The organism is Vulgatibacter sp. (assembly GCF_041687135.1).
Taxonomy (GTDB): Bacteria; Myxococcota; Myxococcia; order Myxococcales; family Vulgatibacteraceae; genus JAWLCN01.
The window spans coordinates 521,536-539,273 of the sequence record NZ_JAWLCN010000004.1; the positions used below are offsets into that span (position 1 = coordinate 521,536).

Consider the following 17,738-nt stretch of genomic DNA (forward strand, 5'->3'; position numbering starts at 1 on the left):
TCGTCAGCAGATCCAACAGGGCGCGTCGGGACCCTCCGGCGCGACGTAATTGCCGGCGCGGGCGCCCTCGATGGCGAAGGCGGTCTCGATCACGCCGACGTGGCTGAACGCCTGCGGGAAGTTGCCGAGGAGGGCGCCGCTCGCGGGATCGATCTCCTCGGAGAGCAGGCCGAGATCGTTGGCGGAGGCGAGGACCTGCTCGAAGAGCGCCTCCGCCCGGTCGATCCGCCCGGAGAGCGCGTGGGCCGTGGCGAGCCAGAGGGTGCAGTAGGTGAAGGCGCCCTCCTTCCCGTGGAGCCCGTCCTCCCCGTGGTAGCGGTAGACGTGGCCGTTCTCGGTGAGGTGCTCCTCGATGGCGCGGATGGTCGCCTGCACCCGCGGGTCCCCGGCGGGCAGGAAGCCGCGCAGGAGCACGTGGAGCGACGAGGCGTCGTAGTGCCGCGACCCGAAGGCCTGCGCGAAGGCCCCCGTCTCCGGGTTGGTGCCGCGGCTCTCGATCGCCGCGCGGATCTCGTCGCGCACCGCAGCCCACCGGGCGCGCTGCGGCTGCGCGTCACCGAGCGCGTCGAAGAGGCGGATCCCGCGGTCGAGCCCGACCCAGCACATCAGCTTCGAGAAGACGAAATGCTGCCGTGCGCTGCGCACCTCCCACATGCCCTCGTCGGGCTCGCACCATTTCGCGGCGATCTGATCGAGCACCGAGCGGAGGAATCGCTTGCCCTCCACCGACGGGCGCGAGAGCCCGCCAGGCAGATGCTCCCGGTAGAAGAGCCAGGCAGCGGCGAGGACCTCGCCGTAGGCGTCGAGCTGGAGCTGCTGCCAGGCGCCGTTGCCGATCCGCACCGGGCGCGAGCTCCGGTAGCCCTCCAGATGCTCGAGATCGATCTCGTGGAGGAGCCGCTCGCCGCCGAGGCCGTACATGATCTGGAGATCCCGCGGCTCGCCTGCGGCGGTGCGCACGAGGAAGCGGCCGTACTCCACCGCCTCGTGCCGGTAGCCGAGGGAGAGGAGCACGGCGAGGACCGCCACCGAGTCGCGGAGCCAGGTGTAGCGGTAGTCCCAGTTGCGCTCGCCGCCGATGCACTCGGGCAGCGAGGTGGTGGGCGCCGCGGCGAAGGCGCCGGTGGTGGAGTTGGTCAAACCCTTGAGCACCAGCGCGCTGCGCTGCACCGCTTCCGCGTAGCGCCCTCGGTACTTGCAGCGGTCGGCCCAGCGGTTCCAGAAGGCGTGGGTCGATTCCATCTGCCCGCGAAGCACCGCTGCGGGCAGGCGTCGCATCGGCAGGAGCGCCGACTCGGCCCACTCCACCGCGAGACGGTGCGCTCCTCGCCTGCGCGCAGGCTGGCGCGGGCCACCGCCCGCTCGCAATCGGTGTGGAGGGGCCCGAGGTCCGCGTGGAGGAGCAGGCCGTCGGCGCCGCCGGTGGCCACCGCGAGATCGGGCGCCAGCACCTGCACCAGCGGCGTGGTCAGGCCGTAGTCGAAGCGCGGGGCGAAGACGAGCTCGACCTCCACCTCCCCCGCCTCGCAGCGCAGGTGGCGGACGAGGAGCTCGTGGCCCGACGGCCCCCGGGGCTGGCCGTGGCTGCCGCCGGGGTGCTGCACCGGCAGGCAGTCGGTGAGGACGAGCACGCCGCCCCTGGCCTCGAAGCGCGTCTCCAGGATCAGCGTGCCGGGGAGGTAGCGCCTGCTCGTGCTGCAGGGCGCCACCGGCCCGACGCGGAAGAAGCCCCCCTTCTCCCTGTCGAGGAGCCTGGCGAAGACCGGGCGCTGATCGAAGCGGCCGAAGCAGCACCAATCGATCGCCCCGTCCCGATCCACCAGCGCCGCGCTCTGGCAATCGCTCAGGAATCCGTAGTCGGCGATCGCCGGCCACCGGCCCATCGCCGTCAGTGCTTCTTCGGCCGGAGGTTGCCCGGGTGGCGGGTCGGGGTGGAGGCCCGCGGCCGCGAGGCGAGGACGTCCTTGCCGTGTTTCACGCCGTGGAACCCAGCGGGTCCCGCGGTGGCGCGATCGCTGGCGCGGTGCAGTCGCTCGGCGCGGGTGAGGGTCTGTTTGTCGCCCTTCCCCTCGCGCATCGCCTCCGCGCGCCTGCCGCTCCGCGCGCCCTCGTGGTAGTCGCCGTTGGTGGGGAAGGCGGCCGAATCGCGCTTCGTCGGCCGCGTGCCCGGCATGATCCCCTTCCGATTCTCCATGCGCTCGTCTCCTGCACGTTCTCTCTCGTGCGCGGTATCCGAGGCTCACGCTAGCGACGGCTCGATGCCGTCGCAGCGGGGGGACGGGAGGGAGGCTGCCCCGTGCACGGGGCAGGCAGCGCCTACTGTGGCAGCGCCTGCTCCACCGCGCTGATCAGCTCCGGTGCGAGCGGATCGACCTTCGGCTCGAAGCGGGCCACCGGCGTGCCGTTGGTGTCGACCAGGAATTTGGTGAAGTTCCAGCGCACCTCGCCCCGGATCCCCTCCGGGCTCTCGGTGGTGAGGGTCCGGTAGAGGGGCGCGATCTCCGGCCCCTTCGCGTGGACCTTCGCCAGCATCGGGAAGCTCACGCCGAAGCGGGTCTCGCAGAAGGTCTTGATCTCCTCGCTGCTCCCGGGCTCCTGCCCGCCGAAGTCGTTGGAGGGCACGCCGAGGACCACGAGGCCGCGGTCCTTGTACCTGTCGTAGAGCTTTTGCAGCCCCTCGTACTGCGGCGTGTAGCCACACTCGCTGGCGGTGTTGACGATGAGCAGCGCCTTGCCCCGGAAGCTCGAAAGGTCGACGGTGTCGCCGCCGAGCGTCTCCATCCGATGATCGATCGTCACCTGGCTCCCCTCCTGGCCCGCCGGCTCCGACGCGGGCGCCTTCTGGCTGCACGCGGCGAGGGTTCCTGCTGCGGCGAGGGCCGTCCAAACGAGTGTTCTTCTGGTCATGGTCCCCAACCGATGCCCGAGCCAGCGCCTGGTTGCAAGGCCACCGGGCCTGCAGGACGCCCATCCGGGCCCGGGCTGAATCCATTTCGCGCCAGCGGTGCTCCAACCCCCCGAGTCGCCCGCCGGATGGGCGAGACAAGGCAACCACGCATGCTGATCCTCGCAGCGATCCTCTCCCTGGCCATCGGTCTGTCGCTCGGTCTCCTCGGCGGCGGCGGGTCGATCCTCACCCTGCCGATGCTCGTCTACGTGCTCCACGTCGAGGCCAAGGAGTCGATCGCCAGCTCCCTCTTCGTGGTGGGCGTCACCGCGATCGTCGGGATGCTGGGCCACGCCCGGGCCGGCAGGGTGGAATGGAAGACCGGCCTCCTCTTCGGCACCGCGGCGATGGCCGGCGCCTACGCCGGCGGCAGGGTGGCCCACTTCGTCCCGGGGAAGATGCTCCTCCTCGCCTTCGGCGTGATGATGCTCGTCACCTCGGTGGCCATGCTCCGCGGCAGGAAGGAAGCGAGCGGCGCCCCCCGCGGCAGCGCCCGCGCCAAGACCCTCCTCGTGGGCGCAGGCGTCGGCGGCATCTCCGGCCTCGTGGGTGCCGGCGGCGGCTTCCTCATCGTGCCTGCGCTCAACCTCTTCGGCGGGCTGGCGATGCCCGCGGCGATCGGCACCTCGCTCTTCGTCATCGCCCTCCAATCCTTCGCCGGCCTGGGCGGCCACATCGCCCACACCACGCTCGACTGGCAGCTGCTCTCGGTGGTCTCCGCCTCCGCGGTGGTGGGCAGCGTCGCGGGCGTGCGGATCGCGAGGCACCTCTCCCCGGCGACGCTGCGCAAGGCCTTCGCCTGGTTCGTGCTGGGTATGGCGATCCTCTTCATCTCCCGCGAGCTGCCCGCCGGCTACGGGCTCCCCTTCGCCGGCGGCGCGGTGGCGCTGGTCGGCACCGCCCTCGTCGGGCGCCGCTTCCTTCCCCGCGGTGGCGACGCAGCCCCCGCGCAGAAGGCCTGAAACTTCTTGCTCTCCAAGGAGAACGCCATGCAGATCGAGACTTTCTACGACACCCGGACCTCGACCCTCACCTACGTCGTGTTCGACGAGGCGACCCGCGACGCGGTGGTCATCGACCCGGTCCTCGACTACGACCCGCTCGCGGCGCAGACCGGCGTCGATTCGGTCCGGCAGGTCGAGACCTTCGTCCGCGAGAAGGGGCTGCAGCTCCACTACGTGCTGGAAACCCACGCCCACGCCGACCACCTCTCCTCCTCGCAATACCTGAAGAGGCGCTTTGGAGCGCAGGTGGCGATCGGCGAGCGGATCACGGTGGTGCAGGAGACCTTCCGGGAGATCTTCGACCTCGGTGCCTCGTTCCCGGTGGACGGTTCGCAATTCGACCGGCTGCTGCGGGACGGCGAGACCTTCACCGCAGGCTCCCTCGCCATCGGCGTCATCGCCACCCCGGGCCACACGCCCGCCTGTGTGAGCTTCCGGATCGGCGACGCCGTCTTCACCGGCGACGCGATTTTCCTCGAGGACGCCGGCACCGGCCGCTGCGACTTCCCGCGCGGCAGCGCCACCGACCTCTACCGCTCGGTGCAGAAGCTCTACGCGCTCCCCGACGAGACCCGGGTCTTCGTCGGCCACGACTACCAGCCCGGTGGCCGCGAGGTCCGCTGGGAGACCACCATCGGCACGGAGAAGGCGATGAACATCCAGCTCACCGCCGAGACCACCCAGGAGCAATTCGTCTCCTTCCGCTCCCAGCGCGACGCGGTGCTCGCGCCGCCGAAGCTCCTCTTCCCCTCGGTGCAGGTGAACGTCGACGCGGGCCGCCTGCCGGCGCGCCACGCCAACGGCCAGCGCTACCTCGCCATCCCCTTGAACCTCTTCGGCCCGGCGGAGGAGGACGGCACGCCGATCCCCGCGCCGGCGAAGGCAGCGGGCTGATCGACCCCGGGCACGTGGGCCGGCGTTGGTGGACCGCGCCGGCCCGCCTTTGTTAGAGACGGCGGCGATGACGCCGACCCCTGCGCCCAGCCGCCTCGCCCGCCGCCTCCACCTCAGCGACGCCGTGATCCTCGGCCTCGGCGCCATGGTCGGCGCCGGCATCTTCGCCGCGGTGGGCCCAGCCGCCCGTGCGGCGGGACCCGCCCTGCTCCTCGGCCTGCTCCTCGCCGCCTTCGTCGCCTACTGCAACGCCACCTCCTCGGCGCAGCTCGCCGCGCTCCATCCCGAATCGGGCGGCACCTACGTCTACGGCAAGAAGCGCCTCGGCCACTATTGGGGCTACCTCGCCGGCTTCGGCTTCGTCTTCGGCAAGCTCGCCAGCTGCTCCGCGATGGCCCTCACCTTCGGCAGCTACGTGGCGCCGGCGCTTTCGCGGCCGCTGGCCCTGGCGGCGGTGGTGGCGCTCACCGCCCTCAACCTGCGCGGCGTGCACAAGACCGCACGGGCCACCGCGGCGATCGTCACCGTCGTCCTCGCCGTGCTCGCCCTCTCGGTGGCGGCGATCTGGCTGGGCGGTTCGGTGGAGTGGGCCCGGCTCCTCCCCGACGCAGATCGCACCGATCCCGGCGGCGTGCTCCAGGCCGCGGGCCTGCTCTTCTTCGCCTTCGCCGGCTATGCCCGCCTCGCCACCCTCGGGGAGGAGGTGATCGATCCCACCGTCACCATCCCGAAGGCGATCCCGCGGGCGCTGGGGATCACCCTGCTCGTCTACACGGTGGTGCTGGGATCGGCGCTGCTCGCGGTGGGCGCCCCGGCGCTGGCGGCGAGCCCGGCGCCCCTCGCCACCGCAGTGGCTGCGAGCGGCTTCGCGTGGATGGCGCCGGTGGTGCGGGTCGGCGCCGCGGTGGCGAGCCTCGGCGTGCTCCTCTCGCTGGTGGTGGGCGTGAGCCGCACCACCTTCGCCATGGCGGCGGCAGGCGACATGCCCCGCCTCTTCGCCGCGGTCCACCCCCGCTTCCACGTGCCCCACCGGGCGGAGGTGGCGGTCGGCGTGGTGGTGGGCACGGTGGTGATCTTCGCCGACCTGCGCGAGGCGATCGGCTTCAGCTCCTTCGCCGTGCTCGTCTACTACGGCGTGGCCAACGCGGCGGCGCTCACCCTCGGCGAGAGCGAGCGCCGCTGGCCGAAGTGGATCGCCGCCGCGGGCGTCGGCGGCTGCCTCCTCCTCGCCTTCGCCCTGCCGGTGGCGTCGGTGGTGGCGGGCCTCGCGCTCTTCGCCGTGGCCACCGCCGTCTTCCTCCTGCGCAACCGGGCCGGTACCGGCTTCAGGCCTTCCAGCGCGGGGCGGTGAGCCGGCGCCTGCCGTCCCGGGCCAGCGGCACCTGCCCCTCGCCTTCCGGGAAGAGCCGGTCCCACCGCTGGCAGGTCACTTCCTTGTGGGCCTGGTCGAGGGCCTCGCAGTAATTGGTGAAGAAGCAGCGCCGCACCTCTTCCCCCCGGCCCTCGTGGATCTTCCGGAACCAATCGGGATCGGCGAGGGTCTGCCGCGCTGCCGCCACCACGTCGGCGGCGCCGCTCGCGAGGATCGCCTCCGCCTGCTCGAAGGTGGAGATGCCCCCTGCCGCCACCACCGGCGTCGCGAAGCCCGCCGCCCGCACCGCCTGCCGGATCGCCGCAGCGAGGGGCACGTTCCTGCCGAAGGGACCACCTTCGAGATGGACGGTGGGCATGCACTCGTGGCCGCTCGGGCCGGTGTAGGGATAGGCAGCGGCGCCGACCTTCGGCTGCTTCGCGTCCTCGAATTTGCCGCCCTTCGAGACGCTGAGGAAATCGAAGCCCGCCCGGGCGAACTCGGTCGCGAAGAAGGCGGCGTCGTCGATCCGGTTGCCTCCCTCGATCACCTCGTCGCCGAGGAAGCGGCAGCCCACCGCCCAGTCGCTACCCACCGCGGCGCGCACCGCGGCGAAGACCTCGAGGGGCAGGCGCACGCGGTTCTCGCGCGGGCCGCCGTAGCCGTCCGCCCGCGTGTTCCGCGCCGAGAGGAAGGAGGCCATGGTGTACGCGTGGGCGTAATGGAGCTCGACGCCGTCGAAGCCCGCCTCCCGCGCCCGCACGCCTGCTGCGGCGAAGAGCCCGGGCAGCGTCCGCGGCAGGTCGCGCACCTGGGCCAGGTGCAGGTCGGTGACCCGCTCCCGGTATCCCATCGCGTAGCTCTCGAAGGTGCGGGGCGGCAGGATTCGCTCGAGCAGCTCGTCGGGCGTGGAGGCGAGGCGGCTGCGCAGCTGCTCTTCGGCAGCGGTGCGCAGCACCTCGTCACCGAGCGCCGCCGCTGCGGCGGCGCGGAGCGCGTCGTCGACCTCGAGGAAGCGGGCGAAGAATTTCTCCCGCTCCGGCCGGCGCTTGATCGCGAGGAAGTCGATGAGCTGCACCAGCAGGCGGGTCTGCCCGCCGCTCGCCTCCCGCACCGCCTCCACGAGGCGGCGCAGCCCCGGCACGTAGCGGTCGTGGCCGATGCGCAGCAGCGGCCCGCTCGGCACGTCGCGGATCCCGGTGGCCTCGACCACGATCACGCCGGGCCTGCCCTCGGCGAAGCGGGCGTACCAGTCGATCACCGCGTCGGTGACCTCGCCGTCCCCGGTGGCCCGCCAGGGCACCATCGCCGGCACCCAGGTGCGCTGCTCGGCCCGGAGGGGCCCGAGCTGCACGGGCGAGAACCAGCGGGAGGCCTCCGCCTCGCTGCGGGTGGGCCACTGCAGCACGGGCAGCAGGCGCTCGAGTCGTCGATCAGCCAAGGAAACCTCCGAAAGGGGATGGAGCCGGACCGGGTGGCGAGTCTACCCGGCAGCGCCGGCGCGAATCAGGCCCCCGTCGCCACCGGCCGCTCGGTGCGGCACCACTCGCTCCAGGAGCCGACGTAGAGCGAGGCGCCGGGCAGCCCCGCGCGCTCCAGAGCGACGAGGGTGTGGCAGGCGGTGACGCCCGAACCGCAGTGGACCACGAGGCGCTCGGGCGGAAGACCGCCGAGGAGCTCGAGGTACCGGGCCCGGAGCACCTCCGGCGCGAGGAAGCGGCCCTCCCTCCCGAGGTTCTCGGCGAAGGGCAGGTTCCGGGCCCCGGGAATGTGGCCCGCCACCGGATCGATGGGCTCGCCCTCGCCCCGGTAGCGAAAGGCGGCGCGGACGTCGAGCACCATCCAGCCGGCGTCCCGGCGCAGCTCGTCCACCGCCTCGACCCCCACCGTCGGCAGGTGCCAGGCCTCGCCCCAGGGCGCCACCGGCACCGGCACGGGGACCTCGGTGTCGAGGGGGAGGCCCGCCCCCTGGAGGCCACCGTCGAGGAGCGCGGCGAAGCGGTTGCCGAGGCTGCGGAGCATCCACCACGCCCGGGCCGCAGCGTTGGCGCCGCCCTGGTCGTCGTAGATGGCGACAGGCGTGTCCGGACCGATGCCCCAGGCTGCCACCCGGGCGCCGAATGCGGCCGCGTCGGGCAGCGGATGCCGCCCGCCGCGCGCGGGGTCGGGCGCCGGCGCGGCAAGATCCCGGTCGGGGTCCGCGTGCAAGGCCCCCGGTAGGTGCCCCGCCGCGTAGGCTGCAGCGGGGCGCGCATCGAGGAGGACCCAGCCGCCCCGCAGGGCTTCCACACCGACGATTGCCGGCTCATTCGACACTTGGTGGACGGGCATGCGCCCCATCCTACCCGCCCTGCGCCGCCGCGTGGGCGCGGGACGGATTCCTCCGGGCAGGTCGCGCCCTACCTTGTTCGGGACGAGGGCCGGGCGATGTACGGTACGCAGCGGCCGGGTGGTTCTTCCCGCCGCGCTTTTCACCAGGAGTGTTCTCGGGGCAGCGCTGCGCGCTCGGCAGGTCCGGGAGCGCGAAGGTGAAGTACGCCCGGCCGCCGAGCCTCCGCCTCCGGGTCACACTCCTCGTTCTCCTCGCGCTCATCCCGGCGATCTTCCTCCTCCTGGAGCGGAGCCGATTCGAGCGGGAGATGGCGGGCGAGCACGCCAGGGATACCGCTCTCCGCACCGCCCGCAACGCGGCGGTGGAGGAGGAGCGGCTGATCGAGGGCATGCGCCAGCTCCTCGCCACCTCGGCGCGGGTGGCGGAGGCGGCAGGCGCGCGAACGGCGTGCACCGAGGTCTTTCCGCGGCTGCTGCGCGACGATCCACGCCTCGCCGACCTCGGCGTGACGGGACCGGACGGCAGGCTCCGCTGCAGCGCCAGCGGCACCACCCCGCCGGACCTCGCCGGGTCGACGCACGCCTCCGACGCGATCGAATCGGGCAACTTCGAGGTGGGCGACTATTCCCTCGGGGACGCCGGTGGCGAGCCCACCGTGGGATTCGCCGCGCCGCTCCAGGACGAGAAGGGCAGGCCGGCCGGCGCCGTCTACGCAACCCTGCGCCTCGCCTGGCTCACCCCCCTCCTCGAGGACGCGCGGCTGCCCGAGGACGCCACCGCGCTCATCCTCGACGAGAAGGGAGCGCTCCTCGCCCGGAATCCGGCGGGGCCCCTCGAGCTCGGACTGCGACCGGACGCACCACTCCTCGTGGAGCGGGTCCTCGACCTGCGCGAGGGCACGGTCCTGGCGAAGGGGGGCGACGGCATTCGCCGCATCTACGGCTTCACCTTCGTCCCCCGCGGCGAGAAGGCCTCGGGGATCTACGTGGTGGTGGGCCTGCCCATCGAGCCGGTGCTCGCCCCGCTCGAACGCATCGCGTTGCGGGACCTCGGCCTCCTCCTCGTCGTCGCGATCTTCGCCGCTGCGGTCGCGTGGGTCGGCGGCACGCTGGTGCTCCGGCCGCTCCAATCGCTGGCCCGCACCACCGGGCGCCTCCGCCGCGGCGAGCTCGCTGCACGGGTGGGCGCGGTGACCGGTCCCGGGGAGATCCGCGAGCTCGCCTGGAGCTTCGACGCGATGGCCGAGTCGCTGGAGCGAACCACCGGCCGCTTGCGGAGCAGGGCCGACGAGCTCGCCGCCGTCGCCACCGCCGCCCGGGCCCTGGTGGACGACGCCTCCCTCGAGGCGGTCGCTGCGGTGGTGGTGGAGCAGGCGCGCACCGCGCTCCAGGCTCCGGGTTGCGCGCTCTGGGTCGTGCAGGGGGACGAGATGGTCCTCCTCACGGCGCACGGCTTCGAAGGCAGCCTCCGCCCCGTCGAGCGCCTCCGCCGCGACAGCCCCGTCGCGGCGGCGGAGGCCTGGCGCACCGGCCGGACCATCTCCATCCCCGACCTCCGCGCGGATCGGACCGCGGGACGGATCCACACGGTCGCCGCTGCCACGGGGCTCCGGAGCGTGCTCGCCGTCCCCCTGCACTTCCGGGGCAGCATCGTCGCCGTTCTCGGCCTGGGCAGCCCCGCGCCCGATCATTTCGGTACCGAGCAGATCCACCTAGCCACCGCGCTGGGCGATCTCTTCGCCGCCGGCGTCCAGAACGCCCGGCTCTTCGAGCAGGTCCGAAACGAGCTCTGGATCCGGGAGTCCTTCATCGCCGCTGCGGCCCACGAGTTGCGCAGCCCCGCCACCTCGCTCAAGACCCTCTCGATGCTCCTGCAGCGCCGCCTCGCTGGAAGGGAGGAGGACCGCCGCGTGGTCGAGCGCATGGCCCGGATCTCCAATCGGACGGCGACCCTCGCCCGGGATCTCCTCGACACCCACGACCTCCTCGGTGGCGAACCCCTCCAGCTCGGTGACGTGGACCTCCGCAAGCTCGCCGATCGCGCCGCACACGAGGTGGCACAGCTCGGGGAGGCGCGGGACGTGGTGGTGGAGGTGGAGGGCAGGCCCGTCGTCCGCGCCGATGCGTCCCGGCTCGGACAGGCGCTCCGGGCCCTGCTCGATCTGGCCTTCCGCTACCAGCCCGACGGCGGGCTGGTTCGCGTCGTGATCGAGGCACTGCCGGAGGAGGTGAGAATCCGCGTCTCCGATCGAGGCCCCGGAATCCCCGGGGATCGACTCGGCCATGTCTTCGAGCCGCTCTTCGAGCCCTGGCCACCGGGCTCGCCCCACTACATCGGCATCGTCGGCCTCGGCCCGTTCCTGGCCAGGCTGGTGGTCGAGGCCCACGGCGGCAAGATCACGATCGAGAGCCGCGTCGGCAGGGGCTCCACCACCACCATCCACCTGCCCCGCCCTACCCGCGTCCCATCCCCATGAAGAAGAGCAGCGCCATCCCGCCGAGGTAGAGAACGACGAGGGAGACGCTCTCGAAGCCGATGTTGGCGAGGCCGCGCTTCTCCCTGCTGAGCAGGCCGAGGACCAGCACGTTGGTCTCGAGAATCGCGAGGGTGACCAGGAAGAACCCGTCCTGGGGCACCGCGTGGAAGAGCGATCCCTCCCGGTAGGCGACGTCCGATACCGCGAGGAAGAGCGTGTCGAAGGCGTTGCCCCCGATGATCCCGCCGACGGCGAGGGTGGGCGCGCCCAGCCGCACCGCCGCCACGGTGGTGATGAGCTCGGGCAGCGAGGTGGCCACCGCGGTGAAGAGCGCGCCGACCACGCTCTCCGAGAGGCCGGTGGCGGCGGTGATCGAGGTGCCGGCCCGGGCGATCGCCCAGCCTGCAGCAGCGGTGCAGGCGGCGAAGATCGCGAAGCGGCCCCAGAGCGAGCGGGTGCTGGGGCCGGTGCCGTCCTCCTCCTGGGGGACGTCGGGCTCGGTCTCCCGGGTCCTGGTCGGCCTCCACATCGGCTTCTCGTGCCCGAGCCGGACCAGGTGCAGGCCGTAGAGGTAGACCAGGATCATCAGCGGCGCCGCGGGGCTCACCGACCAGATGGTGAACTCCGGCGTCACCGCGGTGAAGAGCGGGATCGCCAGCAGGGCCACCAGCAGCGAGCCGTAGATCAAGTTCTCGAAGGAGGCCGCCGCGTGCTCGAGGTTGATGCGCCGGTGGGCCACGTCGGCGACGGCGAGAAAGAAGGTCTGCGCCGCGATGCCCCCCACCGCGTTGCTGTAGGCGAGCTCCGGGTGGTTGCTCGCTGCGGCGGTCACCGAGGTGACGATGCCGGAGAGCGAGGTGCTGGCGCCGAGGAAGACGCCGCCGAAGAGCGCCTCGCCGAGGCCGATCCGGTCGGCGAGGAGGTCGGCGACCTTCGACATCCGCACGCCGACGAAGGCAACCAGGAGGGCGCTCGCTGCGAAGACGACGATGCTGGGCCCGAGGGGCCAGGTTTCGCTTCCCATCCGGGAGGGAGGCTGGGTGCCGCACCCCGCCGGGGAAAGCCTGCACAAGGGGCGCTCGGGTCCGCCGCGGCGTTGTCGGACGCCCTGTGTCCGTGCGACCTTGCACCCATGGAAGCACCCGGCCGGCAGCGCTGGCCCCGCATCATCGTCCACGCGGACATGGACGCCTTCTTCGCGGCGGTCGAGCAGCTCGATCACCCGGAGCTGCGGGGAAAGCCGGTGATCGTCGGCCACCCGGGCGAGCGGAGCGTGGTCACCACCGCTTCCTACGAAGCCCGGCCCTTCGGCGTGGGCAGCGCGATGCCGATGGCGCAGGCGATGCGGCGCTGTCCGGATGCGATCGTGGTGCCACCGCGCTTCTCCCGTTACGCCGAGATCTCCCGGCAGGTGATGGAGACCTTCGCCACCTTCTCGCCCAGGGTGGAGGCCTTGAGCCTCGACGAGGCCTTCCTCGACATGAGCGGCGCGGAGAAGCTCTTCGGCCCGCCGCCGGCGATCGCCCGGCGGATCAAGGACGCGGTCCGTGCTGCCACGGGGCTCAACGTCTCGGTCGGCGTCGCCTCGACCAAATTCGTGGCCAAGGTGGCCAGCGATCACCGCAAACCCGACGGTCTCACCGTGGTCCCGCCGGAGGAGGTCGCGGCCTTCCTCCACCCGATGAAGGTGGGCCGGCTCTGGGGCGTGGGACCGAAGGCGGAGGAGCGGCTCCAGCGCCTCGGCCTCCGCACCGTCGGCGACGTGGCCCACGCGAGCCGCTCCTTCCTCGAGGCGCAGCTCGGCTCGATGGGCGTGCACCTCCATCGACTCGCCTGGGGCGACGATCCGCGGGAGGTGGTGCCGGATCGGGAGGCGAAGAGCATCGGCGCCGAGGAGACCCTCGCCCGCGACGCCCTCGGGGTGGAGGCGATCCGGCCCTGGCTCCTGGCCCTCTCCGACAAGCTGGCGTTCCGCCTCCGCAAGGCCGGGCTTCGTGCCGGCGGCCTGCGGGTGAAGCTCAAGACCGCCGACTTCCAGCTCCACACCAGGCAGGTGGTGCTGCAGCGGCCCACGGATGCGGCGCCGGCGCTCTTCGAGGCGGCGCTGCGGCTCCTGCCGGCCTTCGATCTCGGGGAGCCGATGCGGCTGGTGGGCCTCGCCGCCTACGACCTCCGCACGGCAGGCGCTGCCCAGGGGGATCTCTTCGCGGCGCCGGTGGAGAAGAAGCAGTCGGCGCTCGACCGGGCCCTCGACGACGTGCGGGCGAAGTTCGGCAACGCGGCGGTGCGCCGGGCGAGCGAGCTGCCATGATGCGACCTGTGCTGCTGGCGGCGCTCGGCGTCGCCGCCCTGCCGCTGGCCGCGTCTGCAGCGGCGCAGTCGCTGGTGATCTGCGCGCCGGGTGGAGCGGGCGACGGGCTCGAGCGCTGGCTGAGCACGGTGCAGGTCGAGGTCGTGGAGGGGGCCTGTCCCGCGAGCAACGCGGGAGGCTACGTGGGCCGCTTCGAGCCGCGGGGTGGCGGGGTGCAGTTCCGGCTCCTCGGGCCCGATGGCGTGGCGCTGGAGCGGGCGGTGCCCTGGCTGGCGACGGTGGAGGCGCCGCTGGCGCAGCTGGAGCGCAGCGGGCGGCTCAACGAGTTCTCGGTGCTGGTGGAGGCGCTGCTCGCGGAGCACCGGCTCGCCGCAGCCTGGGCGCAGCCGCCGCCAGCGCCGCAGGAGCCGGTCCGGGCGCCGAAGAAGAAGCGGGCACCGCCGCGGAAGAAGGAGCTGGCGAAGAAGCCGCAGCAGCAGGTGCGGCCGGCGGCGACGGTGCAGCCGCCGGCTCCCGCAGACGCGCCGGAGCCCGTGCCCGTACCCGTGCCCGAGGTCGCGCCGACGCCGGAGCCGATCGTGGTCGAGGTGGCGCCAGCCGCCGCTGCGGTGGAGCCCCCCGCCGCCACCGATCCAACCGGGGTGGCGGCAACGGCCCCGGCCCCGTCCATCGACTTCGACGCCCCGGGGCAGCGGACCTGGCCCATACGGGTTGGCGCCGCGACGGCGCTCCGGGTGCGCAGCCCGGGGATCGCCGCTCCGGAGCTCGGCCTCGGCCTCGCCCTCGGCCCCCTCTTCGCCCGCGGAGCCTGGCAGCCGGAGGTGGAGTGGAGCTTCGCCGACCTCCCCGTCGGCGTGGAGGCCCTCGGCCTCGAAGCCGGCCTGCAAGCCTCCCTCGCTTCGGGTAGGCTCTGGGCGTTGCAGGGCCTCGCCGGTGTCGCCGGGGAGCGCCTCGTTCTCGCCCCCCGCTACGCCGACGGCGACACCCTGGTGACCTGGGACGTGGGGCCCCTTGCCGGGGCAAGGCTGGGATTCGGCCCCTACATGGGGGTCGAGCTGGCCTGCGCCGCCGCCCTGCAGTGGATGCCGACCGCCCGCGAGACCCATGTGGGGGAAGATGGGCCCGTCGCCACGGTGAACGCCCTGTCGGCGCGGCTCGGCCTGGAAATCGCCTGGTCCCGGTGATCCGAAAGCCGGTGCCGGGGACATTGGCTCCGGTGACGGCTGCTTGCGGTCACCAGAAAGACGTTTGATGACGCTCCTCGAGGCTTGCAAAGCAGGTGATGAAGCGGCCTGGCAGCGGCTGTTCCGGGAACGGAGCAGCCAGGTCTACCGGTGGGCGGTGCTGCTCGGTCTCGGCCCCGCCGAGGCAGAGGATGCCGCGCAGGAGGTGCTCGCCATCGCCGCTCGGCGGATCGACACCTGCCGGGCGGAGGAAGCGTTGGGCTCGTGGCTCTACCAGATTACGCGGCGGGTGGTGAGCAACGCGCGGCGCAACGTGTGGTGGAAGCGCGCCTTCCTGGGATCGGACCGGGAGATCGAGCCGGCGTTCGAGCACGAGACGCAGGAGGACACCGGCCGTGAGCTGGCGGTTCGCTCCTGCCTCGAGAAATTGCCAAGGGCACAGGCGGAGGTACTCGTCCTGATGGAAATCGAAGGACATACGCGGGAAGAGGTCGCCGAGATGCTGGGGATTCCACCCGGCACCGTGGCGAGCCGCGCGCGGTTGGCAAAGAAGGCATTCCAGGCCCTGTGGGAGGCGCACCAGGCGCCCCTGGAGGAGCTGGGCCTGTCGTGGGGGAGGCGATGAGCCACGAGCACGAGGAGCAGGAGTCCGGAACGCTGGCCCTGCGGAGCCTCGCCGGGATGGAGCCGTCCGCTGCGGTGCAGCGGCGGATCGTCGAGGGGGCGCTCGCACGGCGCCGGCCCTCGTTTCCGTGGGCGAAGGTCTTCACCGGGCTGGCGCTGGCCGGCGCGGCGACGGCGGCCCTGGTGTTGACGGCCGGTCTCGAGACCCAGGCGCCGGTGGTGCCGAGCGCGCCGCTCGCCTCGGTGGAGGCACCTGCTGCAGGCGCCGTCCGGCAGGCAGGCCGCTACGCGGTGGGTCCCCACCGGATCGAGGTCGCCACCGGGGGCACGCTCCACTTCGACTCGGTTGCCGCGGGGGCCGCAGCCTTCCGGGTCGAGGCGGGAAGCGCCTCCTTCGAGGTGGAGAAGCTGCAGGAAGGCGAGAGCTTCCGTGTCCGCACCGGGCAGGTGCTGGTCGAGGTGGTCGGCACCCGCTTCGAGGTCGCGGCCGAAGGCGAATGCAGCAGCGTCGCGGTGAGCGAGGGCCGGGTTCGGGTCACCGAATCCGCCGGCATCCGGTACCTCGCCGCCGGCGAGACGGGCCGTTATTGCGGCGCTGCCACGGTCGATCGGCAGAGCGGTGGCGAGGCGCTGGTGCGCGAGGCGGTGGTGCTCGTCTCCCGCGGCGAGGATCTGCAGCGGGCGGCTGCGCTCCTCGAGCGCTACCGGGCCGACTTCGGTGGCGGTCCCTTCGAGGAGGAGGCGCTCTTCTACCTCACCCTGGCGAAGGCGCGGCTCGGTGAGCGCGCGGCGGCGGACGACCTGGCGGCGCAGTTCCGGCAGCGCTTCCCCGGGAGCGCCCGGGTCGAGCGGCTCGAGCAGTGGCTGGGGCGCACCGGCCGCTGATTGCGTGACCCTTTTCGATGCGAGCGCCGCCTCTCCTCGTGGGAGGCGGCGCTTCTTCATTTCGGATCTCAGGCGGAGAGGCGCGGCGTCGGAGCTGCCGCTGCCCGGCGCCTGGCGAGGAGCCCCGGCACGGTGAGAAAGAGGATCGCCGCCACGATCAGCGCGGCGCCCGCCAGCTCCGAGGCCCGCGGCGGCGCGTTGCCGAAGAGGAACGTGAGCGAATAGGCCGCGCCGAGGCCGGCGAGGATGCTCGAAGAGCGGTTCACCGGTACGCAGAAGGTATTCTCGCGTTTGTCGAGGAGGATGAGGCCGCCGAAGATCCCCGTGCCCTGCGAGAACAGCCCCACCACGATCGCCGGCAGGAGGAAGCCACCGGAGAAGATGCCGGTGAAGCCCGCGCGGATGGTGAGCAGGCTCTCGCTGCCGCCGATCGCCGCGAGGAGCGCGAGCATCATCACCGCCACGGGCGTCGCGACCATCTGCTCCTCGACGAAGAAGCGGACGTTGGCGTTCTCGTCGTCGGATTTGGCGAAGCGGCTCATGAAGCGCAGCCGCACGAAATAGCTCGCGAGGTAGAGGACCACGTCGATCGCTGCGGCGATGGAGAGGACGTAGCTGCCGCCGTCGGCGAGGTTGACGAGGAGCGCCGCGAGGCTCGAGGCCAGGGCCACCCAGGAGAACCAGCGCACGTGGCGCCTGCTCACCACGTCGACGAGGGGCGCGATCACCAGCACGCCGCCCCGCATCAACAGCATCATGAAGACGATCGAGGTGCCGCTGAACGTATAGGCGAGCGTCGTGGTGGCCACGATGGTGGCGGTGGCGAGGCCCGAGAGGAAGGTCCAGGCGGTGGGGCGCGGCAGCCGCAGGCCGAAGAGCTCGAAGTGGGCGGCGTACTTCCACCAGCCCCTGCTGGTCAGGAAGGCGAACATCCCCAGCATCGAGGCGATCACCGTGGCCGGTAGCAGCTCGAGGCCGGGGACCGGCCGCTCCATGCCGGGGAGCATGCCCGTGGAGATCGCCTTGGTGAGGGCGCTGTAGGGGACGTAGCAGGCGAAGTAGCCGAAAGCGAGACCCCAGATCCCCCAGCTCGCCACTCGCTCGTTGCGTCGGAGCGCCTCGCTGGGCGCCTCGTTCTGGACCACGGTGTCTCCTTCTGGATCATCCGTAGCCCCCAACGCGCCGCCGATCAACTCGCCGCCTGCGCCTCGATCCAGCGCTGGAGCGCCGGGCTCTTCTCTGGCGAGCGCCCGTCGTGGCCCACCGCCCGGAGAAGCTCCGCCGGCGGCACGGTCCTGCGCCCCTGCTTGAGCACACCCCGCACCATCGCCTGGGCGTGGAGCGTCCCGCTCCGCTCGAAGCGCTGCTCCATGTAGAACCACTTCTCGTCCCAGGCGACGAGGCGGGTGGCGAGCTCGAAGCGCTGCAGGGGGAGGAGCTCGCGGCGGTACTCGACGGTGGCGGCGCCGAGGATCGGACGCCAGCGGTTGGCGAGCATGGCGCGCAGCAGCCCGCTGCGGATCGCGTGGTCGAAGCGGCCGAAGTCCATCAGCGTGAGGTAGCGGCCGTTGTTCACGTGGAGGTAGGTGTCCACGTCCAACGGCCAGGTGCGGAGCGGCAGCCTCGCCTCGCCGAGGGCGTCGATGCGGCTCCTGCGGAGACTGCCGATGGCGGTCTTTCCGAGGCGGGTGAGATAGGAGGCGAGCATGGACTTCCTTCGGCTGGTCGCC

17 protein-coding genes are annotated in these 17,738 nt (G+C 72.4%); 8 read left to right on the forward strand and 9 right to left on the reverse strand.

The window, feature by feature from the left end; genetic code table 11:
- Positions 1-3: 3 nt before the first annotated feature.
- The 4 genes from ACESMR_RS13340 to ACESMR_RS13355 all read right to left on the reverse strand — a co-directional run bounded on the left by ACESMR_RS13340 (position 4) and on the right by ACESMR_RS13355 (position 2,781).
- A complete protein-coding gene (locus tag ACESMR_RS13340; protein ID WP_373047572.1) occupies positions 4-1,242 on the reverse strand; it encodes a glycoside hydrolase family 15 protein in 1,239 nt (412 codons plus the stop codon).
- Positions 1,137-1,883 carry a trehalase-like domain-containing protein gene (locus ACESMR_RS13345; protein WP_373047573.1) on the reverse strand — a complete coding sequence of 249 codons (747 nt, stop codon included), beginning with the start codon at positions 1,881-1,883 and terminating at the stop codon, positions 1,137-1,139. The genes ACESMR_RS13340 and ACESMR_RS13345 overlap by 106 nt, the downstream gene beginning before the upstream one ends.
- A gap of 5 nt (positions 1,884-1,888) precedes the next feature.
- On the reverse strand, positions 1,889-2,194 hold the full coding sequence (locus ACESMR_RS13350; RefSeq protein ID WP_373047574.1) for a hypothetical protein: 306 nt from the start codon (positions 2,192-2,194) through the stop codon (positions 1,889-1,891).
- Positions 2,195-2,316: 122 nt separating this feature from the next.
- Positions 2,317-2,781, reverse strand: coding sequence for a glutathione peroxidase (locus ACESMR_RS13355; protein WP_373047644.1), 465 nt, complete (start codon positions 2,779-2,781; stop codon positions 2,317-2,319).
- Between the two features lie 276 nt (positions 2,782-3,057).
- Here ACESMR_RS13355 and ACESMR_RS13360 point away from each other — a divergent pair, with 276 nt between their 5' ends.
- The 3 genes from ACESMR_RS13360 (at position 3,058) to ACESMR_RS13370 (ending at position 6,196) form a co-directional block, all read left to right on the forward strand.
- Entirely contained in the window at positions 3,058-3,909 is an 852-nt protein-coding gene (locus tag ACESMR_RS13360) for a sulfite exporter TauE/SafE family protein (protein WP_373047575.1), read from the forward strand.
- Between the two features lie 27 nt (positions 3,910-3,936).
- Entirely contained in the window at positions 3,937-4,845 is a 909-nt protein-coding gene (locus ACESMR_RS13365; protein WP_373047576.1) for an MBL fold metallo-hydrolase, read from the forward strand.
- 67 nt (positions 4,846-4,912) lie between these two features.
- Positions 4,913-6,196, forward strand: a complete 1,284-nt coding sequence (locus ACESMR_RS13370; RefSeq protein ID WP_373047577.1) for an APC family permease — start codon at positions 4,913-4,915, stop codon at positions 6,194-6,196.
- Here ACESMR_RS13370 and ACESMR_RS13375 read toward each other — a convergent pair.
- Positions 6,171-7,637 carry a hypothetical protein gene (locus ACESMR_RS13375; RefSeq protein WP_373047578.1) on the reverse strand — a complete coding sequence of 489 codons (1,467 nt, stop codon included), beginning with the start codon at positions 7,635-7,637 and terminating at the stop codon, positions 6,171-6,173. The genes ACESMR_RS13370 and ACESMR_RS13375 overlap by 26 nt on opposite strands.
- A 65-nt stretch (positions 7,638-7,702) precedes the next feature.
- Positions 7,703-8,527: a sulfurtransferase gene (locus ACESMR_RS13380; RefSeq protein ID WP_373047579.1), complete on the reverse strand. Its 825-nt coding sequence runs from the start codon at positions 8,525-8,527 to the stop codon at positions 7,703-7,705.
- Positions 8,528-8,724: 197 nt separating this feature from the next.
- On the opposite strand from ACESMR_RS13380, the gene ACESMR_RS13385 reads away from it, so the two are divergent.
- Complete coding sequence (locus ACESMR_RS13385) at positions 8,725-11,004, forward strand: ATP-binding protein (protein ID WP_373047580.1); 2,280 nt, start codon at positions 8,725-8,727, stop codon at positions 11,002-11,004.
- On the opposite strand, the gene ACESMR_RS13390 is transcribed toward ACESMR_RS13385, so the two are convergent.
- A complete protein-coding gene (locus tag ACESMR_RS13390) occupies positions 10,982-12,028 on the reverse strand; it encodes a sodium:calcium antiporter (protein WP_373047581.1) in 1,047 nt (348 codons plus the stop codon). The genes ACESMR_RS13385 and ACESMR_RS13390 overlap by 23 nt on opposite strands.
- A gap of 108 nt (positions 12,029-12,136) precedes the next feature.
- Between ACESMR_RS13390 and ACESMR_RS13395 the strand changes: the two genes are divergently transcribed.
- From ACESMR_RS13395 to ACESMR_RS13410, 4 genes are all read left to right on the forward strand, one after another.
- Positions 12,137-13,315, forward strand: coding sequence for a DNA polymerase IV (locus ACESMR_RS13395; RefSeq protein ID WP_373047582.1), 1,179 nt, complete (start codon positions 12,137-12,139; stop codon positions 13,313-13,315).
- Positions 13,312-14,499, forward strand: coding sequence for a hypothetical protein (locus ACESMR_RS13400; RefSeq protein WP_373047583.1), 1,188 nt, complete (start codon positions 13,312-13,314; stop codon positions 14,497-14,499). Before ACESMR_RS13395 ends, ACESMR_RS13400 begins: the two co-directional genes overlap by 4 nt.
- Before the next feature lie 67 nt (positions 14,500-14,566).
- On the forward strand, positions 14,567-15,124 hold the full coding sequence (locus ACESMR_RS13405; RefSeq protein ID WP_373047584.1) for an RNA polymerase sigma factor: 558 nt from the start codon (positions 14,567-14,569) through the stop codon (positions 15,122-15,124).
- A complete protein-coding gene (locus ACESMR_RS13410; RefSeq protein WP_373047585.1) occupies positions 15,121-16,008 on the forward strand; it encodes a FecR domain-containing protein in 888 nt (295 codons plus the stop codon). The genes ACESMR_RS13405 and ACESMR_RS13410 overlap by 4 nt, the downstream gene beginning before the upstream one ends.
- A gap of 68 nt (positions 16,009-16,076) precedes the next feature.
- Here the strand turns inward: ACESMR_RS13410 and ACESMR_RS13415 are convergent, their stop codons facing one another.
- Both ACESMR_RS13415 and ACESMR_RS13420 read right to left on the reverse strand, forming a co-directional pair.
- Positions 16,077-17,153 carry a hypothetical protein gene (locus ACESMR_RS13415; protein ID WP_373047586.1) on the reverse strand — a complete coding sequence of 359 codons (1,077 nt, stop codon included), beginning with the start codon at positions 17,151-17,153 and terminating at the stop codon, positions 16,077-16,079.
- Between the two features lie 44 nt (positions 17,154-17,197).
- Complete coding sequence (locus tag ACESMR_RS13420) at positions 17,198-17,716, reverse strand: thioesterase family protein (protein ID WP_373047587.1); 519 nt, start codon at positions 17,714-17,716, stop codon at positions 17,198-17,200.
- Between the last annotated feature and the right edge of the window lie 22 nt (positions 17,717-17,738).